This window comes from Roseateles chitinivorans, from assembly GCF_050632235.1.
GTDB lineage: Bacteria > Pseudomonadota > Gammaproteobacteria > Burkholderiales > Burkholderiaceae_C > Roseateles > Roseateles chitinivorans_A.
This window is the reverse complement of record NZ_CP192584.1, coordinates 801397-821672: the sequence shown is the minus strand read 5'-3', so window position 1 is coordinate 821672 and position 20276 is coordinate 801397. Positions and strand designations below refer to the sequence as shown.

General features: G+C 69.5%; 18 protein-coding genes. 8 read left to right on the top strand and 10 right to left on the bottom strand.

Annotated features, from left to right (window positions below; genetic code table 11):
* Nucleotides 1-61: 61 nt before the first annotated feature.
* The 4 genes from ACQ859_RS03660 (at nucleotide 62) to ACQ859_RS03645 (ending at nucleotide 4074) form a co-directional block, all read left to right on the top strand.
* Nucleotides 62-961 (top strand): LysR family transcriptional regulator, encoded by a 900-nt coding sequence (locus tag ACQ859_RS03660; protein WP_431264637.1) that lies wholly within the window; start codon nucleotides 62-64, stop codon nucleotides 959-961.
* A 42-nt stretch (nucleotides 962-1003) separates the two neighbouring features.
* A complete protein-coding gene (locus ACQ859_RS03655) occupies nucleotides 1004-1645 on the top strand; it encodes a M15 family metallopeptidase (RefSeq protein WP_431264636.1) in 642 nt (213 codons plus the stop codon).
* 78 nt (nucleotides 1646-1723) lie between these two features.
* Nucleotides 1724-2800, top strand: a complete 1077-nt coding sequence (locus tag ACQ859_RS03650) for a S66 peptidase family protein (RefSeq protein ID WP_431264635.1) — start codon at nucleotides 1724-1726, stop codon at nucleotides 2798-2800.
* Nucleotides 2801-3111: 311 nt separating this feature from the next.
* Nucleotides 3112-4074, top strand: a complete 963-nt coding sequence (locus ACQ859_RS03645) for an IS110 family transposase (protein WP_431263498.1) — start codon at nucleotides 3112-3114, stop codon at nucleotides 4072-4074.
* A 130-nt stretch (nucleotides 4075-4204) separates the two neighbouring features.
* Here the strand turns inward: ACQ859_RS03645 and dacB are convergent, their stop codons facing one another.
* Nucleotides 4205-5638, bottom strand: a complete 1434-nt coding sequence (dacB, locus tag ACQ859_RS03640) for a D-alanyl-D-alanine carboxypeptidase/D-alanyl-D-alanine endopeptidase (protein WP_431264634.1) — start codon at nucleotides 5636-5638, stop codon at nucleotides 4205-4207.
* A 239-nt stretch (nucleotides 5639-5877) separates the two neighbouring features.
* Here dacB and ACQ859_RS03635 point away from each other — a divergent pair, with 239 nt between their 5' ends.
* Nucleotides 5878-8739 (top strand): TonB-dependent receptor domain-containing protein, encoded by a 2862-nt coding sequence (locus ACQ859_RS03635; RefSeq protein ID WP_431264633.1) that lies wholly within the window; start codon nucleotides 5878-5880, stop codon nucleotides 8737-8739.
* A gap of 71 nt (nucleotides 8740-8810) precedes the next feature.
* On the opposite strand, the gene ACQ859_RS03630 is transcribed toward ACQ859_RS03635, so the two are convergent.
* The 5 genes from ACQ859_RS03630 to ACQ859_RS03610 all read right to left on the bottom strand — a co-directional run bounded on the left by ACQ859_RS03630 (nucleotide 8811) and on the right by ACQ859_RS03610 (nucleotide 14445).
* Complete coding sequence (locus ACQ859_RS03630) at nucleotides 8811-9158, bottom strand: helix-turn-helix domain-containing protein (protein WP_431264632.1); 348 nt, start codon at nucleotides 9156-9158, stop codon at nucleotides 8811-8813.
* A complete protein-coding gene (locus ACQ859_RS03625; RefSeq protein ID WP_431264631.1) occupies nucleotides 9151-9447 on the bottom strand; it encodes a type II toxin-antitoxin system RelE/ParE family toxin in 297 nt (98 codons plus the stop codon). The genes ACQ859_RS03630 and ACQ859_RS03625 overlap by 8 nt, the downstream gene beginning before the upstream one ends.
* A gap of 184 nt (nucleotides 9448-9631) precedes the next feature.
* Nucleotides 9632-11806, bottom strand: a complete 2175-nt coding sequence (locus ACQ859_RS03620) for an LD-carboxypeptidase (RefSeq protein WP_431264630.1) — start codon at nucleotides 11804-11806, stop codon at nucleotides 9632-9634.
* Between the two features lie 9 nt (nucleotides 11807-11815).
* A complete protein-coding gene (locus tag ACQ859_RS03615) occupies nucleotides 11816-13108 on the bottom strand; it encodes a D-amino acid dehydrogenase (RefSeq protein ID WP_431266453.1) in 1293 nt (430 codons plus the stop codon).
* Between the two features lie 143 nt (nucleotides 13109-13251).
* The gene (locus ACQ859_RS03610; protein ID WP_088405707.1) at nucleotides 13252-14445 is read right to left on the bottom strand and encodes an aromatic amino acid transaminase; all 1194 of its coding nucleotides are present in this window, start codon (nucleotides 14443-14445) and stop codon (nucleotides 13252-13254) included.
* A gap of 140 nt (nucleotides 14446-14585) precedes the next feature.
* Between ACQ859_RS03610 and ACQ859_RS03605 the strand changes: the two genes are divergently transcribed.
* Complete coding sequence (locus ACQ859_RS03605; RefSeq protein WP_421035524.1) at nucleotides 14586-14987, top strand: PaaI family thioesterase; 402 nt, start codon at nucleotides 14586-14588, stop codon at nucleotides 14985-14987.
* Here ACQ859_RS03605 and ACQ859_RS03600 read toward each other — a convergent pair whose 3' ends face one another.
* Nucleotides 14988-16301 (bottom strand): glutamate carboxypeptidase, encoded by a 1314-nt coding sequence (locus ACQ859_RS03600; protein WP_431264629.1) that lies wholly within the window; start codon nucleotides 16299-16301, stop codon nucleotides 14988-14990.
* A 112-nt stretch (nucleotides 16302-16413) separates the two neighbouring features.
* Between ACQ859_RS03600 and ACQ859_RS03595 the strand changes: the two genes are divergently transcribed.
* Complete coding sequence (locus ACQ859_RS03595; RefSeq protein ID WP_431264628.1) at nucleotides 16414-16947, top strand: BON domain-containing protein; 534 nt, start codon at nucleotides 16414-16416, stop codon at nucleotides 16945-16947.
* On the opposite strand, the gene ACQ859_RS03590 is transcribed toward ACQ859_RS03595, so the two are convergent.
* Nucleotides 16939-18066 (bottom strand): DUF2332 domain-containing protein, encoded by a 1128-nt coding sequence (locus tag ACQ859_RS03590; protein WP_431264627.1) that lies wholly within the window; start codon nucleotides 18064-18066, stop codon nucleotides 16939-16941. The two genes, ACQ859_RS03595 and ACQ859_RS03590, sit on opposite strands and share 9 nt — an antisense overlap.
* 68 nt (nucleotides 18067-18134) lie before the next feature.
* Here ACQ859_RS03590 and ACQ859_RS03585 point away from each other — a divergent pair, with 68 nt between their 5' ends.
* Nucleotides 18135-18812, top strand: coding sequence for a Crp/Fnr family transcriptional regulator (locus tag ACQ859_RS03585; RefSeq protein WP_431264626.1), 678 nt, complete (start codon nucleotides 18135-18137; stop codon nucleotides 18810-18812).
* A gap of 3 nt (nucleotides 18813-18815) precedes the next feature.
* Here ACQ859_RS03585 and ACQ859_RS03580 read toward each other — a convergent pair whose 3' ends face one another.
* Nucleotides 18816-19313 (bottom strand): glutathione peroxidase, encoded by a 498-nt coding sequence (locus ACQ859_RS03580; RefSeq protein ID WP_431264625.1) that lies wholly within the window; start codon nucleotides 19311-19313, stop codon nucleotides 18816-18818.
* Between the two features lie 69 nt (nucleotides 19314-19382).
* Complete coding sequence (locus ACQ859_RS03575; RefSeq protein ID WP_431264624.1) at nucleotides 19383-20243, bottom strand: EamA family transporter; 861 nt, start codon at nucleotides 20241-20243, stop codon at nucleotides 19383-19385.
* Between the last annotated feature and the right edge of the window lie 33 nt (nucleotides 20244-20276).

Here is a 20276-nt window from a genome sequence, read left to right as displayed (position 1 = left end):
CCCCAAGCCGGGCTGGGCCCCCACGGGGGTCGGACGACGTACCCGTCAGACGGGGGCCGACATGAGGCTCCGTCACATTGAAGTCTTCCACGCGATCATGCAGGCCGGCACGATCAGCGGCGCGGCGCAGCTGCTCCACATCTCCCAGCCCGCCGTGACCAAGGTGCTGCAGCACTGCGAGCTTCAACTCGGCATGCCGCTGTTCGACCGCGTCCGCGGCAAGCTCTATCCGACGCCGGAAGCGCAGCGCCTGTTCGTCGAGATCGACAAGCTCAACCGCGACTTGGTCGCGATCCGGCGCCTGGCCGCCAACCTGCGCAGCGGCGAATCCGAATCGCTGCGCCTGATGGCCACGCCGACGCTGGGCGCCTCGGTGATCCCCGCGGCGATGACGCACTGGGCGCAGGCCTTCCCGCGCAGCCGCTGCCAGCTCAGCACCAACCACACGCGCGAGATCGTCTCCGCGCTGCTGCTCGGCGAGGCGGACCTGGCCCTCAGCCTGCAGGACCCGCGCCACCCCGGCATCAAGGCCGAGGTGCTGGCCAGCGGCACGATGATGGCGCTGTGCCCCCTGCACAGCCCCGAGGCGCAAGGCACCGGCCCGCTGCCGCTGGAGGAGATCCAGTCCGAGCTGATCGCGATGGCCGAGGACGACCCGCTCGGCCACATGCTGCACAACGCCAGCGAGGCCGAAGGCCGCCACCTCGACAGCCGCATCACCGTCCAGACCTACCAGCTTGCCCGCGCGCTGGTGGAGGCCGGCGTCGGCATGACCGCGGTCGATCCCTTCACCGCCGCGTCGGCGGACCGCACCCGCGTCAAGGTGCGTCCGCTGGCGCCGGCCATGAGTATCCAGCTGTACCTGCTGACCTCCGCCAGCGCGCCGCTGGCGCAGGCGGCGCGCCGGCTGGTCACCTACCTGCGCGACGCCGCCCGCGCCAACCTCGAGAGCCTGGAGTGACGCGCCTCGGCGTCTGATCTTCCGGCTCCACCCCGCCTCGCCATGACTCCGGACGCTTCCGTCGACCACGCCCCGCCCCCGCCCATCCCTTGCGAGGAGATCGCCTCGCACGACGAGTTCCGTTCGCTGCTGACGATCCCGGGCATCGCGGTGGACCTGCGTTATGCGACGCCCGACAACTTCGTGGGCCGGAACGTCTACGGCGGTCTGGACTGCGCCTACCTTCGCCGCGAATCGGCGGACGCGGTCGCCGAGGCCGCCGCCTACCTGAACCGGCACTGCCCCGGCGTGACGCTGGTCGTGCTGGACGCGTTGCGACCGCAGCGCGTGCAGGAAGCGCTGTGGGCCGAGCTCGAAGGCACGCCGCTGACGAAGTACCTCGCGCATCCGGCGCGTCGCTCGATCCACTCGTTCGGCATGGCGGTCGACGTCACGCTGCTGGACGCCGAGGGCCGCGAGCTCGACATGGGCACCGGCTTCGACGAGATGACGCCGGCCTCGCACCCCGAGTTCGAGGCTGAGCAGCTGGCGTCCGGTGGCCTGACCGCCGATCAGCTCCGCCACCGCGGCTGGCTGCGCGCGGCGATGCGCCATGCCGGCTTCCAGACCATCAGCACCGAATGGTGGCACTTCGACTTCGGCGACCGCGAGCGCGTCCGCCGCGAACTGCCGCTGGTGATCTGAACACCATCCGCCATCGCATCGCGGCACGAATCGCCTAGCCGCCTGGCCGTCTCGGCACGCCTGCCCTCCGGAGATCCCATGACTGCTTCCCGTCGCCAGATCCTCACCGGTGCCGCCACTGCGGCGGCCACCGCGCTCGGTGCGTTGCCTGCCGCGCAGGCCGCGACGCCCGCCCGCGATGCCCGCGCGGCGGCAGCCCACGAACCGCTGCGCGCGCGGCGGCTGAAGGCCGGCGACACCATCGGGCTCGTCAGCCCCGCCAACGCCACCTACGAGCGCGAGCCGCTGGAGATCGCCGTCGAATCGCTGGAGGCGCTCGGCTTCAAGGTCAAGCTCGGCGCCAACGTGCGCGGTCGCTACGGCCAGTTCGGCGGCACCGACGTCCAGCGCGCGGCGGACATCAACGACTTCTTCGCCGACGACGAGGTCGCCGGCCTCCTCGCGCTGACCGGCGGCTCGGGGTGCAACCGCATCGTCGACAAGCTGAACTACGCGCTGATCCGCCGCAAGCCGAAGTTCTTCGGCGGCTTCTCCGACCTGACCAGTCTGGTCAACGCGATCCACCGGCAGACGGGGTTGATCACCTTCCATTGCCCGGTCGCCGGCTCGGAGTGGAACGAGTTCTCCCTCCAGCACTTCCGCGCCGTCGCGATGGACGCGCAGGCAGACCTGCTGCAGAACCCGCAGGGCGAGCGCGGCGCCAACCTCGTCCAGCGCGAGGACCGCATCAGCACGCTGCGGCCGGGTATCGCGCGCGGGCCGCTGGTCGGCGGCAACCTGGCGGTGCTGAGTTCGCTGGCGGGCTCGCCCTACTTCCCGGACACACGCGGCGCGATCCTGTTCCTGGAAGAGATCAACGAGTACATCTACCGCGTCGACCGCATGCTCTCGACGCTGCGCCTGTGCGGTGCGCTCGACCAGTTGGCCGGCGTCGTGCTGGGCAAGTTCACGCAGTGCGGCCCAGGCGACGGCAGCTTCGGCACGCTGACGCTGGACGAAGTCTTCGACGACTACTTCCTGCCGCTGAACGTGCCCGTGTACCGCGGCGCCATGATCGGCCACATCAAGCGCAAGTTCACCGTGCCGGTGGGCCAGCCCGCAGAAATGGACGCGCGCGCCGGCACGCTGCGGCTGCTGTCGCCGGCAGTGCTTTAGGCCCCGAGGCTTCAGCACCGCCACGGCCGCTAGCCCTCACCCCTGCCCTCTCCCGCAGTGCGGGAGAGGGAGTGAGAAGAGCAGCATGACTGCCCGAACCCCGCGCGCTGCGCGCGCCCCTCACCCCCGCCCTTGTATGTAGCAAAGTACGCCCAGGCCGCCACAGGCCGACCAGCCCAGGGTAGGCGCTTCGACGCCATGCCGAGGGAGAGCGAGGGTCGTGGCGGCCGACCTCGGTTCGTCATGAACAGACAGCCCGAACGGTTGTGAGGTCCATTGAGGCCGTATCGAACACAAGGAAGGGCGCTGGCATGAGCGAAGAGATCTTCATCGGTGTTGACGTTTGCAAGGCGTGGCTGGACCTGGCTCAGGTACCCGCTGCGCCTGCCGACAAGTCTGGCGCGTTGTCGCCGCGAGTGGACAACGACGAGTCTGGACGAGCAGCGCTGGTATCGCAGCTCAAGAAGCTGGGGCCCACGCTGGTGGTGATGGAGGCCACCGGTGGCTTCGAGGCGGCGCTGGCGAGTGAGCTGTGCGCGGCTGGAATCGCCGTGGCGGTGGTCAATCCCAAGAAGGTGCGCGACTTCGCCCGCGCGACCGGTGTCCTTGCCAAGACGGACCGGCTGGACGCTCAGGTGTTGGCCAGGTTCGCACAGGCCATTCGTCCTCAGGTGTATGCGCTACCGGGCGAGACGCAGCAGGAGATCATCGAGCTGGTGGATCGGCGAGCGCAGCTGGTGACCATGCGGGCGCAGGAGAAGAACCGCTTGTCCACGGTCAAGCACGTGGCACGCACGAGCGTGCGGCAACACATCGAGTGGCTGGATAAGCGGATCAAGGAGATCGACAAGGATCTGGACGGTCGCTTGAAGGACTCGACGATCTACCAGCCCAAGTACGAACTGTTGGACAGCGTGCCGGGTGTCGGTCGAGTCACGGTCACGATGCTGCTGGGGCGCCTGCCCGAACTGGGCACCTTGGACCGCAAGCGCCTGACGGCGTTGGTGGGCCTGGCGCCGTTTGCCGATGACAGCGGCAAGCGGCGCGGCCAGCGCTACATCCAGGGCGGACGAGCGGACATCCGCACGGCGATGTACATGGCTGCACTCACGGCCAAGCGATGCAACGGGCCCATCAAGGCGTTGTACGAACGTCTGCGCCTGGCGGGCAAGCCCTTCAAGGTGGCGATGACCGCATGCATGCGCAAGCTGCTGATCATCCTCAACGCCATCCTCAAAACCGGCCAACCCTGGAGAAACGCCGAAGCCGCTTGACACGGTTGCTCTCCCGCAAGCGGGAGAGGGAGCAAGAGGAGCGGGCGCTGCGAGTAGAGCCGGTCGGACTCCCTCTCCCGCTTGCGGGAGAGGGTGGGGGTGAGGGCCAGCGGCGGCGGAAGTACGGCTGTCAGCGCCGCGCGACCCAGTCCACCAGCGCGTCGATCGCCGGTCGCGCCTTGGCCGCCTGATCGTCGTTGACGATCGCCACGACGATCCAGGTCTTGCCGGTCGAGTCCGGCACGAAGCCAGCCAGCGCCACGACGTCGCGCAGCGTGCCGGTCTTCATCCGCGCGCGGCCTTCCGCGGCCGTGCCCTTCATGCGACGGACCAGCGTGCCGTCGACACCGGCCACCGGCAAGGTGGCCAGCAGCTCCGGACCGTGCGCGCCGCGCGCCGAAGCCTGCAGCATCGCCGCCATCTGCGCGGCCGAGGCGCGCTCGCTGCGCGACAGGCCGGAGCCGTTTTCCAGCGTCATGCCGGCGGTGTCGATCTTCTGCGCGGCGAACCATTCGCGCACCACGCGCGCGGCGGCCTCGCGGGTGTCCTCGCCGGGCTGTGCCGCCGACGCGCCGAGCCGCAGGAACAGCATCCGCGCCAGCGCGTTGTCGGACGCCTTCATGATCGGGCGCAGCAGCTCCGCCAGCGGGCGGTCGCGGTGTTGCGCCAGCACGCGGGCGCCGTCGGGCGTCGCGCCTTCGCGGATCTCGCCCGAGAGCGTTCCGCCGAGCGAGCCCCACAGCTGTCGCAGCGCCTGCGCCGTCTCCCACTGACGGTCCAGCACGTTCAGCGACTGCGAGACCTGGCACCCGCGCGGAAACTCGCCCGCCAGCACCAGCCGGCCGCCGCCCTCGGGCAGCGCCTCGAAGCGCGACGGCTTCCAGTCGTCGTCCCAGTCCTTGCAGGGCTTGTCGTTCAGCAGGACCGCGCTCGTGTCGATGACCAGTCCGCCGAACTGCGGGAACGGCCGCACCGTCAGACCGCGGTCGTCGGACCAGAAGTCGTACTGCAGCAGACTGCCGTTGAGGTGCAGCGCGTCCGGGATCACGTTGTAGGGGAACTCGGCCTGCTCGTCGAAACGCGGCGCGCCGATGTCCGGCCGCGCCGGGTTGAACAGCCCACGGTCGACGACGATGCCGCCCGCCAGCTCGCGCACGCCGTGGCGCTCGCGCACCTCGCGCAGCATCGCCCACAGCGCGGGCCAGTCGAGGTCCGCGTCGCCTCCGCCCTTGAGCACCAGCGGCCCCTCGAGGCGGCCGTCACGGACCTCGCCCGCGGCCAGCAGCTGGGTCTGCCCCCGGCTGTTGGGACCGAGCCGGTCCAGCGCCACCACCGCGGTGATCGTCTTCATCGTGGACGCCGGCGCCATCGGCCGGTCCGCGTTCAGGCGCAGCCCGGTGCCGGGCGCGTCGAGCGGATAGGCCACCACCGCCAGCGACGAGGCCGGCACGCCGGCCTGCCGCAGCGCGGCCTCGACCGGTGCGGGCGGGGTGTCGACGAGGGTGGCGCAGCCGCTCGTCGCGAGCGCGGCGGCCAGAAGGACCAGGGCGGGGATCGATCGCATGAGCAGCGACTGTATATTCCCGGCCCCGCTGCATTCCCGCAGGTTATACGCGCGAGACAAGCATTCATCGGGACGGAAACAACAAATGGGTGACGTTCCTATGACGGTGAAAACCGCTCGTGCTTGAAGATCGTTCACAGCTCGCAACACAGCAACACCCACAGGTCGCCCCCGCATCGGACGACCGCAGTCGTTGGAGGCGTTTCCAGGACGCCGGACCGGTTAACAAGGAGAAGGTCGTGAAACTGAATCAACTCGCCCGCTGCCTCGTCGTGGTGGGACTGGGCGCCCACGCGGCGGCCTGGTCGCAGGAAGTCCAGAAGATCGAGCGGGTGGAGATCACCGGTTCGAGCATCAAGCGCATCCAGGACGAAGGCGCGCTGCCGGTGCAGACCATCTCGCGCCGCGACCTGGACCGCCAGGGCATCGTGTCGGCCGAGCAGCTGATCGCCACGCTCTCCTCCAACGGCAACGGCCTGGACAACCTGGCCTCCAACGCGGACGTGGTCTCGGGCCAGTCCCGCGGCAACAACGGCGCGACCTCCGCCAACCTGCGCCTGCAGGGCGCCAACGCGACGCTGATCCTGCTGAACGGCCGCCGCATCGCGGCGCACGGCCTCAACGGCGGCGTCGTCGACCTGAACCAGATCCCGATGGCCGCGATCGAACGCGTCGAAGTGCTGAAGGACGGCGCCTCGTCGACCTACGGCACCGACGCCGTCGGCGGCGTCATCAACTTCATCCTGCGCAAGGACTACACCGGCCTGACCGTCAGCGGCTTCACCGACGTGACGCAGCACGGCGGCGGCAACATCTACCGCGGCTCGGTGACCGGCGGCCTGGGCAACATCGACAAGGACGGCTTCAACGTCATGGCCGTGCTGTCCATGACGGACAACAAGCGCCTGGACGGCTCGCAGCGCGACTTCGTCAACAGCTTCCAGCCCGAGCGCGGCCTGTCCCCGGACACGCGCGGCACGCCGTTCGCGACGGTCTTCTTCTCGCCCACGATCACGCCGCCGGTCTACAACGGCGCGACGCTGACCAGCGCCAACATCCTGGACCTGCCGGGCGGCGCCGGTTGCGCCTCGCAGCCGGGCATGGCCCCCTACGCCGAGAAGCTGTGGAACTCCGCCGCCGCGTCGCCCGCCAACCAGTTCGGCTGCGCCTGGGACTCGGGCAAGGCCGCGGTGATCCAGCAGCCGGTGAAGAACACCAACCTGGTCACGCGCGGCATGCTCAAGCTCGGCGAGCACACGCTGACCGGCGAAGTGCTGCTGGGCAAGTCGGAGTCGCAGAAGATCTTCTCCGCCAACCAGATCAGCAGCGGCAGCGCCACGTCGACGATCGGCCTGCCCAACGGCACCAACGTGGCGAGCCCGTTCCGCAACCTGGCCTACCCGTCGAGCGGCGCCAGCTACCAGACCGTGTGGAACGCGCTGGTCGGCGCCTTCCCATCGCTGGCCTCGCAGGCCGGCAAGCCGCTGGCCTTCCGCTGGCGCTGCATGGAATGCGGCCAGCGCGAGTTCGAGACCACCACCGACACCGGCCGCTACCTGGTGAGCATGGACGGCCCGCTGCCCTTCCTCAAGGACTGGGACTACAAGGTCGGCGCCTCGCAGGCGTTCAGCAAGAGCAACTCGGTGCTGGGCTCCGGCTACCAGAACTGGGTCGGCCTGGCGAACCTGATCAACACCGGCGTGCTCAATCCGTTCCTGCTGGCCGGACAGTCGCAGACGCCGGCCGCGCTGGCGGCGCTGGACGCGATCTCCGCGGAAGGCACCAAGCTCTACGGCGGCAAGTACACGACCGACGAGTACGACGCGACCGCCTCCGGCCCGCTGTTCAAGCTGCCGGCCGGCGACGTGATGGGCGCGGTGGGCGTGGACTACCGGATCGAGAAGTACCGCTTCGACGGCAACCAGACGGTCAACACCAACGACATCAACACCTGGATCTTCAACGCCCCGTTCGACAACGTGAACGCGCTGAGCGGCGTGAAGCGCAAGGTCGGCGCGATCTTCGGCGAGACCATCATCCCGATCGTCAAGAACCTGGACCTGAACCTCTCGGTGCGCTACGACAAGTACACCGGCTTCGGCAGCACGACCAATCCGAAGGCCTCGATCCGCTACGCGCCGATCGACAGCCTGGTGTTCCGCGCGTCGTACAGCACCGGCTTCCGCGTGCCGACCTTCAACCAGCTGTTCAACGGCGTGACCGAATCGCCGTACACCGGCGCCGGCGTGCCGGATCCGGCCACCTGCCCGGCCAACGTGGTCAGCAACACGGCGGGCTGCCAGGCGGTTACGTTCAACACCCTCTTCGGCGGTCGCAACGACCTGAAGCCGGAGGAGTCGAAGATGTCCAACATCGGCTTCGTGTGGCAGCCGGTGAAGGACTTCAGCGCGTCGGTCGACCTCTGGGACATCCGTCGTGACGGTCAGATCCAGAGCCTGACGCTGACGCAGATCCTGAACAACTACCAGCTGTTCCCACAGGCCTTCCAGCGCGACGCCAACGGCGTGCTGCAGACGGTGGACACCCGTTGGGTGAACACCGGCGAGACGCAGACGCGCGGTCTGGAACTGTCGATGCGCGGCAGCACGCCGATGAACGGCGGCCGTCTGAGCGCGGGCCTGGACGGCACCTACCTGCTGAAGAAGCGTTCCAAGCTGCTGGACAACGTGGCTTTCGGCCCGAGCGAGATCGGCCAGTTCACGCGGTCGAGCGAGCTGGGCATCCGCTGGAAGCACAGTGCGTACATCACCTACACCTACGGTGATTGGGCCTGGTCGCTGCGCCAGCAGTACAGCACGGGCTACTACGGTTATGTCCCGCCGGGCGTGGCCAACGGCAACGCGTCGGCGCCGGCCTTCGATCCGTGGGTCAAGCCGTACTACCTGCACCACGCCAGCGTGGCCTACAGCGGCATCAAGAACCTGACGGTCACCGTGGGTGTGAAGAACCTCTTCGACCAGGACCCGCCGTTCGCGAACAGCTACGACACGAACACCGGCTCGGGCAGCTCGTGGGAACCGCGTGTGGCCGACCCGCGCGGACGTTCGTTCACGCTGGGCCTGGACTACAAGTTCTTCTGATCGCGACCTGCCTGCCGCCTTGCACGACAGGTACGCAAACATCAAGCCCGCCGGGAGACCGGCGGGCTTTTTTACGCCTGTCCGCCGAGTGCACGGGAGCTCAAGGGAAACACGTTCCTCATGCCCTGCTCCCGGATCGTGTGCAGCAGGCGGAGGACGGGTCCCGTGGGTCGGGCCATGCCTTGCTCGTAGCGGCGCAACAGGCGCGCCGTCGTGTTGAGCATGTTGGCAAAGGTGTAGAGGTCCAGGTCCGCGCTTTCACGAATGATCCGGACTTCCTCGGGCATCAATGGCTCCGCTGGAGCGATACCGACCCAAGCCAGTCGCTGGAAGTCCTCGCCGCTCGCCAAGCCGCAGGCATACATACGGCGTCCGGTCTTCACCATCCGGTCAATCGAGTCGAACTTGCGTTTACGCATCACAGATCACCTCTTTCAGAAGTCCTGAAACGATGGCCCCCGCCAGTTGATCGTCGTTCATCTTTTCGAGGAGCACGTTGGTTTCCTTGCAGCCACGAAGCCTCCATCCTTCGATGTTGGCTACCGCATTCTTCGCATAGCCCTCGATGAAGAACCACGGCCCGCCTTGTCGACGGGCCACGATCACGCGATACCCCTCGCGTTTGCCGGCCCCGGATCGTGCGATCCGTTTCTTGAAGAGTCCACTACCGAGATTTGCATCGATCAGTCCGCGTTCCATTTCCGCCACGGCGCGGCACAGGTCGACGTCTCTGCATCGCCTGCTTGCGCATCCAGCGTTGAAAGCCTTGGACCAGATAGACGGCAGTCATCACATCGTCCCCTTCGCACTACTGCGAGAGGACTGAGTGACAGGTCATGCCCCGGACTGATTCGTCCTGAAGTCGGCCCTCTGACGGGGGGAGGCGAAGCGCTCAGGTCCTGAGCGTTCTCTCGCCTGGATCCAGGGTCACCGCCACGCCGATCGGCAGCGGCAGGTGGGGCGTCGTGTGGCCGCTCGGCCAGCCGGCGAGGACCGGAACGCCGAGATCGCCGAAGTAGTCGGCGAGCACCTCGTCGGGCGAGTCGGCGTCGGTGAAACTGCCGAGCAGCACGCCTGCGATGTCGTCGAGCGCGCCGCCCAGGCGCAGCTGGCACAGCAGGCGGTCGATCTTGTAGGGATCCTCGCCGATGTCCTCAAGGAACAGGACCGAGCCGCGCAGGTCCGGCATGAAGGGCGTGCCCATCAGCGCGACGAGCATGGCCAGATTGCCACCGCTCAGCACGCCGCGCACCGGCGTCGAGCCGCGGTTCAGGGGATGCGGCGCGAGCGCTGGACCGAGCGCATCGCCGACACGGAGGCCGCGGCGCAAGCGCTCCGCCAGCGCGACGGCATCGGCCCAGCCGGCATCGCCCTTGTGCCAGTCCGAAGCCGGCATCGGCGCGTGCCACCCCGCCATGCCGAGCTGCTGTCGCAGCGCATGCAGCGCCGTCAGGTCGCTGTAGCCGATCAGCGGCTTCGTCGATCGGCGCAGCAGCGCGCGGTCGATGCGGTCGAGCAGACGCAGGCAGCCGTAGCCGCCGCGCAGGCCCATCACCGCATCGACTTGAGGATCGTCCAGCGCCTCGTGCAGGTCGGCGAGGCGACGGCCATCGTCCGCAGCCAGATGGCCGAGGAAGGTCGGCCCGTGGCAGCCGGGGTACACCTTCGCGCGGAAGCCCAGGCGCTCGATCAGCGGCACCACGCGCTCGAGCGTGCCGTCCCTCGGCGGGCCGGCGGGCGCGATCACGCCGAGGCAGGCGCGCTCGGGCAGCGGGGGCAGCAGGAAGGTGTCGTCAGCCATGCGGAGCGGGGTGGAACTCCAGCCACGCCGCCATCCGCGCGTCGATCGCGGCGCCGAGCGCCGGGATGCGCCAGGTCGTGGCGCAGCTGGGATGCGGAGCGTACCGCGAGCCGAGGTTGTCAGCAGCGCGATCAGGTAGTGCCGGCGCCGGGGCAGGATGCCGCGCACGATGCCCGCGTCGGAGCTGTAGTTCTCGGTGTTGCCGGTCTTGTGCGCGAACCAGACCTCGCCGCCGGTCGCGTAGCGGCGCAGGTCGCCAGGCAAGGACACCTCGCCCGCATGCAGCCCGCCGTCCGGCTGCAGCCACCGGCCCGGCAGGCGCGCCGGCAGTCCCGGCACCCAGCCCGGCACGCCACCGAGCGCGCTGCTCGACAGCACCTGGTGCAGCGCCTGATCCTGCAGGGCGTGCATCGCCTGGTTGCGGCTCTCGGGCGAGAGCCGCGGCGCATCGGCGCGCAGCCACGGTGCGCGCGGCGCCACCGGGTCCAGCCACCACAGCAGGCGCACCGTGTCCCAGGCGGTCATCTGGATCTGGCCCACGCCCGATCCCGAGCCGTTGCCCCAGCCGCCCTCCGCCGTCGTGTTGGCGAAACGCAGCGTCGTGAGCCCGAGCGAGGCGAACAGCGTGTGCAGCTCGTTGCGCACCTCGCGACCCCCATCACGACGGATCGCGCCGGCCGAGTGCATCAGCGTCACCAGCGCCGAGGTCGCCTCGTTGCTGCTCCACGTGACCATGTCGTAGGCCCAGTCGGACACCGCGCGTTCGCGGCCGGCGTAGATCAGCGGCTGCCACCAGCCGGCGCGCCCCTGATCGACCAGCCGGCCCACGCCTGCCAGCAGCATCAGCTTCAGCAGCGATGCCGGATACGGCGCGACCATGCGGCCGCCGCCTTCGTCCACCTCGCCGGCCAGCGGCGTCCAGTCCATCGTGGACCAGTCGGACGTGGGTCGCCACGCGATCGAGTGGCCCTCGGCGTCGCGTTGATCGGCCAGGTAGCGGATGTTCCGGACCGGCCCTGCGTCCGGCGCGATGTCCGCAACGAGGCCTTCGGGATGCTCGCGCGAGAACAGCACGTTCGCCACGACCGGTGCACCGCGTTCCGGGAACGCGACGACGGCGAGATCGATGCTCGGGAAGTGCCGGATCGCCCGCCCCTCGTCCTGCGGATCGATCGTGGCGCCGAAGTCCTGTGCGAGCACCGACGCGCGCAACGCCTCGGCGAGCGAGGCCGCATCCAGCGCGACGGGCTTGGCGGCCATCGTCATCGCGGGGCCTCAGGCGGCGCGGAGTTGCAGCCCATCCAGCGCGATCGGGCTGGGCTTGCCGGAGACGAGGTCGGCCACGATCCGGGCCGAACCGAACGAGAAGGTGAACCCCAGCGCACCATGACCGACATTCAGCCACAGCCCGCGCAGCGGCGTCGCGCCGAGCATGGGCGCGCCGCTCGGCGTCGCCGGACGCAGGCCGGCCCAGGGCACGGCGTGGTCGTAGTCGGCCGCCTTCGGGAAGGTCTCGCGCACGTTGCGCTGCAGCGCGGCCAGGCGCTTCGGATCGATGCTGGTGTCGTCGCCGACCAGATCGACCATCGCCGCGACGCGGAGCTGATCGCCGATGCGGGCGTAGAGCGTCTTGCGCTCGAAATCGGTGACGCTGACCGTCGGCGGACGGTGCACACCGTTGATCGGCGCGGACAGGCTGTAGCCCTTCAAGGGATACAGCGGCAACCGCAGATCGACGAGCTCCGCCAGCGCGGCGCTCTGCAAGCCGGCGGCCAGCACGATGCCGTCCGCGACCAGATCGCCCTGGTCGGTCCTCAGCGCGGCGACGCGGTCCCCCTCGACGACGAAGCCGGTGGCGTTGGCCTTCACCCGGCCCCGGAAATTCGGATGCCGCGCGAGCCGCTCGCCCAGCTGAACGCTGAGCGCGTGGCAATCGGCGACGGCCTCGCCGGAGGTGAAGATGCCGCCCGCCAGCCACTGCGCGCCGCCATCGCCCAGCGACGGTTCGATCGCGAGGCATTCATCGCGGGTCAGTGCCCGTTCCGGCCCGCCGGCGGGCGTGCGCGCGGCGACGCGGGCGAATTCCTCCGGCTTGCGGTACACGACCAGCTTGCCCGGTGTGCGCAGCGCGATGGCGTCCAGCGCCGCATGCCGCTGCAGCTCGCCGAAGCAGTGCTGGCTGAACGCGCCCAGCTCGAGCAGGCGCTCGGTCGTGCGCTGGTTGACCGGCCCGCGGCAATGGGCCAGGAACGAGGCCAGCCAGCGCCACTGGGCCGCCGTGCCGTCGGGCTTGAATCGCAGGGGGCCGTCCGGATCGAGCAGCCAGCGCAGCGCCTTCAGCGGCACGCCGGCATCGGCCAGCGGCGACACGTAGCGGTAGCTGAGCTGCCCGCCGTTCGCACGGCTCGCACCCGTGCCCAGCGCGGCCTCGCGCTCCACGAGCGTCACCCGGTGCCCCGCCTCCGCCAGGGCCCAGGCGGTGGTGACGCCGACAACGCCCCCACCGATCACGACTAGCTGTTTCATCCCGGACGAATTCATTCTTGAATGGTCCGGGAGGTTACGGATTCACGACACCCTCAGCCAATGAAAGCGGTGCCGCTACCCATAACCTTGTTGAATGCGCGCAAGGGGAATGCCCGCCCCTTTCTTGCTCCCTCTCCCGCTTGCGGGAGAGGGAGTCCGTGTGAGAGGGGCCTGCCGCCGGTGCTTCAGGCGAGCACCGCAGCCATCGCGTTCGCCGTCGCTTCGACGTTGCGCGTGTTCAGGCCCGCGATGCACATCCGGCCGGAGCGCAGGATGTAGACGCCGAATTCCTCGCGCAGACGATCCACCTGCTCCGGCGTCAGGCCGGTGTAGCTGAACATGCCGCGCTGCTTCAGGAAGTAGTCGAAGTTGCGCCCCGGCACCTTGGCCGAGACCACCTCGAACAGCGCGTTGCGCATGGCCAGGATGCGCTCGCGCATTTCCTCGACCTCGCCTTCCCACAGCGCGCGCAGCGCCGGGTCGCCCAGCACCTTGGCCACGACCTGGCCGCCATGCATCGGCGGGTTCGAATAATTGCGACGGATCGTGAACTTCAGCTGCCCCAGCACGTTGGCCGCCTGCGCCGCGTCCGGGCACACGACCGACAGCGCGCCGCAACGCTCGCCGTACAGGCTCATGTTCTTGGAGAAGCTGTTGGCGACGAAGAAACTCAGGCCCGCCGCGGCCAGCGCGCGGATCGCGAAGGTGTCCTGCTCCAGCCCGTCGCCGTAGCCCTGGTAGGCCAGGTCCAGGAAGGCGATCAGCTCGCGCTCCTTCAGCACCGGGATCAGCGCGTCCCACTGCGACTGCGACAGGTCCACGCCCGTCGGGTTGTGGCAGCACGCGTGCAGCAGCACGACGCTGCGGGCCGGCGCTTCCGACAGTGCCTGCAGCATCGCGTCGAAACGCAGGCCGCCGGTCTGCGCGTCGTAGTACGGGTAGCTGCGGCACTCGATGTAGGAGCCCTCGAAGACCGCGCGGTGGTTGTCCCAGGTCGGATCGCTCAGGTAGATCGCGCTGTCGGGGAAGTAGCGCTTGATGAAGTCCGCGCCGACCTTCAGGCCGCCCGAGGAACCCACGCCCTGGATGGTGGCGACGCGCTTGCTCTGGAGCGCCTCGCTGTCAGCGCCGAACAGCAGCTTCTGCACCTCGGTGCGGAAGTTGGCCGCGCCCTCCATCGGCAGGTAGGGACGCGCACCGGCCTGTTCCACCACGGCCAGCTCGGCCCGGCGCACCGAGTCCAGCATCGGGATGCGGCCGTCGTCATCGAAGTAGATGCCGATGGACAGGTTGATCTTCTGCGTGCGCGGATCCTTCTGGAAGGCCTCGTTCAGGCTGAGGATGGGATCGCCCGCGTAGGCGTCGACGTGCTGGAACATGCTGGGAACTCCACGTTGGACTATCGGCTCGCCTCATTATCCCCAGCCGCGCCCGCCCGCACCGGAACAGCCCGTCCGCCGAAGCGCCGATACAGGCCGACGACAATGCCGGCTTCGCATTACCCGCACGACAGAATCACATGATCACGGACTTCAACGCGCGCGGCGCCGCCTGCCTGCCCGGCCACATGGGCATCGAGATCGTCGAGGTCGAGAAGGGCCGCGTCTTCGCGCGCCTGCCGGTCACCCAGCAGGTGATGGCCCCCAACGGCTACCTGCACGCCGGCAGCGTCGTCACGCTGGCCGACACCTGCTGCGGCTACGGCTGCATCTCGTCGCTGCCCGACGGCGCACAGAACTTCACCACGGTCGAACTCAAGTCCAACCACCTGGGCACCGCGCGCGACGGCGTCATCGAGTGCCTCGCCACCGCCGTCCACATGGGCCGCACGACCCAGGTCTGGGATGCGACCGTCACGCACAACGGCAAGACGATCGCGCTGTTCCGCTGCACGCAGATGGTCCTGTACCCGAAGGCCTGATCAGAGCGCCTTGCCGCTGCCGATCGCCATCACCACGCGCGTGACGAGCACCAGCTTCGGTGCGATGGCGTCGACGACCACGTATTCGCTGTCGCTGCTGTGCGCGCCGAATCCGCGGACGCCCAGGCCCTCGATCACTGGCGCCTTGGTCGCCAGGGACGCATAGGCGGCGTCGGTGCCGCCGCCGGTCGGGCGGTCGCGCACGACCAGCTCCAGCTTCTGTTCGTCGGCCAGCGCCTTGACCTTCGCGGCCAGCGCGCGCGACGCGTCGGTCGCCGCCAGCGGCGGGCGTCCCCGGTTGAAGCTCAGCGTCACTTCCGCGTCCGGGACCAGCTTGTTCTGGATGCGCTTGCGCAGCTCGGCTTCCAGGGCGTCGAAGTCGGCGAATCGGTCCGCGCGCGCATCTCCTTGCGCCTCGGCGCGCTCCGGAATCGCGTTGCGGACCGAGCCCGCCTTGGACATCGTCCAGTTCAGGTGCAGACCACGCTTGGGATCGGAGAGATCGCGCGTCTGCAGGATCTGATGCGACAGCTCGGTCAGCGCATTGATGCCCTTCTCCGGCGCCGCGCCCGCATGCGACGAGCGCCCCTTGACCTTCAGGTCGACCGAGGCGATGCCGCTGGTGGCCAGTCGGATCGTGTCCGGCGTGGTCGGACCGCCGCCGCCCTCGAAGGACAGCACCGCGTCATGCTCGCCGCCGAGCTTGGTGATCAACGCGTTCGAGCCGGGCGAACCGATCTCCTCGTCGCCGTTGATCAGCACGGTGATCTCGGCATAGTCCTTGAAACCGACCGACTTCAGCAGGGCCAGCGCATGGAGGATGGTGGCGACGCCCTGCTTGTCGTCGGCGATGCCCAGGCCGTAGGCGTGGTTGCCGTCGATGCGGAAGGGCTGCTGCTTCAGGCCGCCGCGCTGGTAGACGGTGTCCATGTGCGCGATCAGCATCACGCGCTTGCCGTTGGCGTTGCCGCCCTTGAACGACGCCTGCACGATCTGGCCGACCTTGGCGGGGCCGTCGCCCGCGTCCGACGTCGGCGAGGCGATGGTCTTGTCCGGATCGATCAGCTGCACCTGGCCGCCGAGCTCGCGCAGCCGCTGCGCGATGACACCGGCGATGCGGTCCAGGCCCTGGCGGTCGGAGCTGCCGGACTCGATCTCGACCAGTTGCTGCAGCGTCTTCATCAACGCCGGCTGTTCCTTGGCGGCGAGGGCGTGGAGCTCGGGCACCGTCTGCGCCTGCGCGCCGAGGGCGGTCATCGCGGCCAGGGCCAGCGCCGCGCGGCGCAACCGGGGGAAGGAGGAGGAGGCAGACATCGGGGCGGTCATCTTCGGAGTCTCCAGGCGTTCTTGTGGGGGGCGACGGGCCATCCTAGCCATCAAGGCAGCCCGCTTGAAGGCTCGAAAGCGATGGGGCAAGCTCCCGGCCATGCGACGACCGCCGCCAATCGCCCATCGCCTGTGCGTCTGCGCACGGATCGCGCTGATCCTGCACGCGGTGCTGCCCGCGGCGACCGTCGCCGAGGAAGCGCGCCGCAACGTCTTCGATGATCCCTTCATGCAGCTGAGCTCGGCGATCCCGCCGTCCGAGTGTCCGGCCCCGCCAGGACCGCTGATGAGCGAGACCGAAGCCAGGGCACAGGCGCATGGCCGCATCGAGCGCGGTACCAGCTGCTTCCAGAGCGGCCGCTGCCGGCTGCCCAACGCCTATCTCTACGACAAGGAGATCATGCCGCGCGTGCAGAAAGCCGTCGCCGCCGACGGCCGGTTCGATGCGACGACCAGCGTCTGGGCGCTCGGCCAGCGGCGCTGGATCTGGCTGCAGGGCTGCGTGCGCAGCGCCGATGAGGCGTCCGCACTCGAGGCGTTGGTGAAGCAGATCGACGACGTGGAGTTGGTCGTCAACGAGTTGAAGCTCGTCCCCGGCACGTCGGCAAGTCCGGCGTCGGGGGCCTCACGCTGAGCGGGCATGGCCGGCGTCCAGCCACTCGATCCACCGTCCGTGCGGATGCGACCAGGCCAGCGCGTCCGTGCGCACCTCTCCACCGTCGCGCCATTGCAGCGTCCACAGCGTGCCGCTGCCGGGCGATTCGCCGGCCGGGCAGTCCGGCGGCGAGGCCATCGGCGCCAGCTTGCCGACCTCGCCGCTGATCCAGACCAGCCCGCGATCGCGCACCAGCCGACCGATGCGCTCGACATGCGCGTGGAATGACGCGGCGTCGAAATAGGCCAGTACCCAGACGTTGAAGATGACCGGCGTGACGCCGGCAGGCAGCTCGTCCATCCAGCGCTCGAGGTCCGCCAGCCCGTCCTCCGTCCGCAGCAGCGGCACCGGATGCCGCCGGGCGTCGTCCAACGCCCGGTCCAGCCGCACCCGACGCGCGGCGTCGCCCGGCCAGAGGCAGGCGCGCAACCAGCGGGCGGCCACGTCGTCGGCAGGCGCGATGGGCTGCAGATCGACGCCCATGCGCCGGCCTGCCCGCCAGCGCGGCGCACCGAGCAGTCCGGCTGGGCGCTCGCCACGCCAGGTGGTGGAGATCAACGGCGCATCCGGGCGTTCACCGGGCGCCGTCTCGACGCCATCGTCGTAGGCGTAGCGATCGACACCCAGGATCAGGCCCGCACTGCAGCCGAACTCGAACAGGGCCAGCTCGACCGGTTGGGCGCCGGTGCCGCCGAGACGCGACGCGAGCGCCTGCAACGCGGGCCTGAGCACGGCGCAGCGGCCGGTCTCGTTGGTCTGCGTCGTGCGCGTGCGGATCAGTGCACGCAGCGCCGCGTCCTCCCGCCGCACGAAGTCCCGGAGCTGCGCGCCCAGCTCGCCGTCCGGGGCCCGCAGGCCACCGACGCTCGCGTAGTACGCGGCGAGCGGGTGCGGCGCACCGGCCAGGATCCGGTCGTGCAGCGCGGCCAGCAGCAGCACCGGCTTGCGCTGCGTCGGCGGCGCCTCGAGCAGCAAGGCCATGAGCGCCGGATCGGCGGCGATGACCGTGGCCAGCGCCTGGTACAGCGGGTCGTCCGCGCCGTCGGTCTCGGCAAACCGGGTGAAGTGGTGGGCGATGCGCCCGAGTGTGTCTTCCATGGACGGAGACTCTAGGCCCGCCGGTCCCGCCAGAATGTCGGGCATCCGACAAACTCTCACCGCACGCCGTGCCGCCCTCGCCCCCATCGCCCCTGACCGCCGTCCAGGCCCTTTGCGCGAACTTCCCGGGCCTGGCGCTGCCTTCCGCGCCCGGCCTGCGCGTCGAGGCGCTGATGCCCGCGCGCCGGCTCCCGGCGGGCCGGGTGCTCTTCGCCCAGGGTCAGACGCCGACGGCCTTCTACATGGTCGAGGACGGCGAGATCGAGGCCCGTTTCGCCGCGCTCGACGGCCGGATGTCAGTGCTGGAGCACGTGCGGGCGCCGCGGCTGTTCGGGCTCGCGGCCTTCATCACCGGCAAGCCCTCGCGTTACGAGGCGGCGGCCGTGTCGGACAGCCGCGTGCGGGTCATCGGGGAGCCCGCGTACCGTGTCCTGATGGACGAATGGCCAGGTTTCGCCCGGGCCTTGATGCGGGAGTTCGCCGAACGCTTCGAAGGCAACCTCCGGCTGCTGGAGGCCGCACGGCACCTGAGCGCGTCGGAGCGCTTCGGGGTGGCGTTGCGTCAACTGGCCGAGGAACGGGCCGCGCCACCGGACACCGAAGGTTGGCGGTCCCTGCGGGCGACGCAGGCGGAACTGGCGCAACTCGCCCACCTGTCGCGGCAGACCGTCAATCAGCTGCTGCGCGCCGCGCAGGCCGAGGGCCGGCTGCGTCTGCGCTACGGCCGGATCGACGTCCGGCCATGAGCGTCATTCGGCCAGCGCCGCCTCGATCTCGCCGCGGATCGAGGCCGGGGCATCGTTCGGCGCGAAACGCTTCAGCACCTGCCCGTCGCGGCCGATCAGGAACTTGGTGAAGTTCCACTTGATCGCCTGGGTGCCCAGGATGCCGGGCTTCTCGCCCTTGAGCCATTGCCACAGCGGATGCGCCTCCCCGCCGTTGACCTTGACCTTGGCCATCATCGGGAAGCTCACGCCGTAGTTCAGCTGGCAGAACGACGAGATCTCCTCGTTGCTGCCGGGGTCCTGGCCGCCGAACTCGTTGCTGGGGAAACCGACGACCACCAGCCCGCGCGCCTGGAAGTCGCGCCACAGGTCCTCGAGACCCTTGAACTGCGGCGTGAAGCCGCACTCGCTGGCGGTGTTGACGACCAGCAGCACACGGCCGCGGTACTCCGACAGCGCGACCGGTTCGCCAGCGATGCTGACGGCGTCGAAGTCAAAAGCAGTCTTGCCATTGGCGCTCATGGGGGACCTCCTCGTCATCCTCGTGACGGTCCGGGTGGACCGGGGTGCATCCTAGCGCGGCGCAAGGGATCAGACGCGACGCCGCTCCAGGGCCGCCAGCATCGCCGCAGCCAGGATCGCTGCACCGCCGGCGGCAGTTTTTCCGTCCAGGGTGCCGCCGCCCAGCAGCAGCGCCGAGGCGGCCGCGACCGGCACCTCCGTCAGCATGACCACCGCCGTGACGTTGGCCGGCAGGCGCGCCGCCCCGTATTGCAGCGACAGGTTGGAGACGAAGAACAACAGCGCCATCCCCGCCAGCGGCAACAGCCAGGCCGCGCCCGGCAGCGAGGGCCACGGCGCCAGGCCCTGCCCGGCCATGGCCGCGGCGGACAGGCCTGCCACCATCACGCCGCCGGCGAACATCGCCAGCGCCCGAGCGCCGGGGCTGCGGGCGGCTTCGCGGCGCAGCATCACGTTGTTGAACGCGAAGGTCATGCCGCCGACCAGTCCGAGGACATCCGGCAGGCTGGACGGCAGCGGCCAGCCGCCGTCCGCTGGCGCCAGCACCGCCAGCGCGCCGCCCAGCGCCAGGGCGATCCGCAGACCGGCCGACACCGTCAGCGGCTCGCCCAGGACCAGCCGCGCCAGCAGCACCGCCCAGAGCGGCATGAGATAGAACAGGAGCACCACCCGGACCACGTCGCCGGTCGACACGCCCCAGTTGAACGCAGTGTTGGTCATCCCGGCGGCCAGCGTCACCACCCACAGGCCGGGGGAGCGCAGCCATTCCGCCATCGCGCCGCGCTGGCTGGCCAGCACCACGATGAGGGACAGGACGTACAGGATCACCGTCGTCCACAAGGGGTGCATGCCGGCCCCCTCGAACTGGCGGAACGGCCACCAGGACAGCCCCCAGATGGTGGCATTGAGCATCAGGGCGAGGATCGGCATTCGGAAACTGGGGGACAGACGGAGTGACAGACG

Coding starts and splice junctions, on each gene's coding strand:
- ACQ859_RS03660 (WP_431264637.1), top strand. CDS start 62: ATGAGGCTCCGTCACATTGAAGTCTTCCACGCGATCATGCAGGCCGGC.
- ACQ859_RS03605 (WP_421035524.1), top strand. CDS start 14,586: ATGATCACGGACTTCAACGCGCGCGGCGCCGCCTGCCTGCCCGGCCAC.
- ACQ859_RS03590 (WP_431264627.1), bottom strand. CDS start 18,066: ATGGAAGACACACTCGGGCGCATCGCCCACCACTTCACCCGGTTTGCC.
- ACQ859_RS03595 (WP_431264628.1), top strand. CDS start 16,414: ATGCGACGACCGCCGCCAATCGCCCATCGCCTGTGCGTCTGCGCACGG.
- ACQ859_RS03620 (WP_431264630.1), bottom strand. CDS start 11,806: ATGACGATGGCCGCCAAGCCCGTCGCGCTGGATGCGGCCTCGCTCGCC.
- ACQ859_RS03645 (WP_431263498.1), top strand. CDS start 3,112: ATGAGCGAAGAGATCTTCATCGGTGTTGACGTTTGCAAGGCGTGGCTG.
- dacB (WP_431264634.1), bottom strand. CDS start 5,638: ATGCGATCGATCCCCGCCCTGGTCCTTCTGGCCGCCGCGCTCGCGACG.
- ACQ859_RS03580 (WP_431264625.1), bottom strand. CDS start 19,313: ATGAGCGCCAATGGCAAGACTGCTTTTGACTTCGACGCCGTCAGCATC.
- ACQ859_RS03600 (WP_431264629.1), bottom strand. CDS start 16,301: ATGTCTGCCTCCTCCTCCTTCCCCCGGTTGCGCCGCGCGGCGCTGGCC.
- ACQ859_RS03655 (WP_431264636.1), top strand. CDS start 1,004: ATGACTCCGGACGCTTCCGTCGACCACGCCCCGCCCCCGCCCATCCCT.
- ACQ859_RS03650 (WP_431264635.1), top strand. CDS start 1,724: ATGACTGCTTCCCGTCGCCAGATCCTCACCGGTGCCGCCACTGCGGCG.
- ACQ859_RS03575 (WP_431264624.1), bottom strand. CDS start 20,243: ATGCCGATCCTCGCCCTGATGCTCAATGCCACCATCTGGGGGCTGTCC.
- ACQ859_RS03630 (WP_431264632.1), bottom strand. CDS start 9,158: ATGCGTAAACGCAAGTTCGACTCGATTGACCGGATGGTGAAGACCGGA.
- ACQ859_RS03610 (WP_088405707.1), bottom strand. CDS start 14,445: ATGTTCCAGCACGTCGACGCCTACGCGGGCGATCCCATCCTCAGCCTG.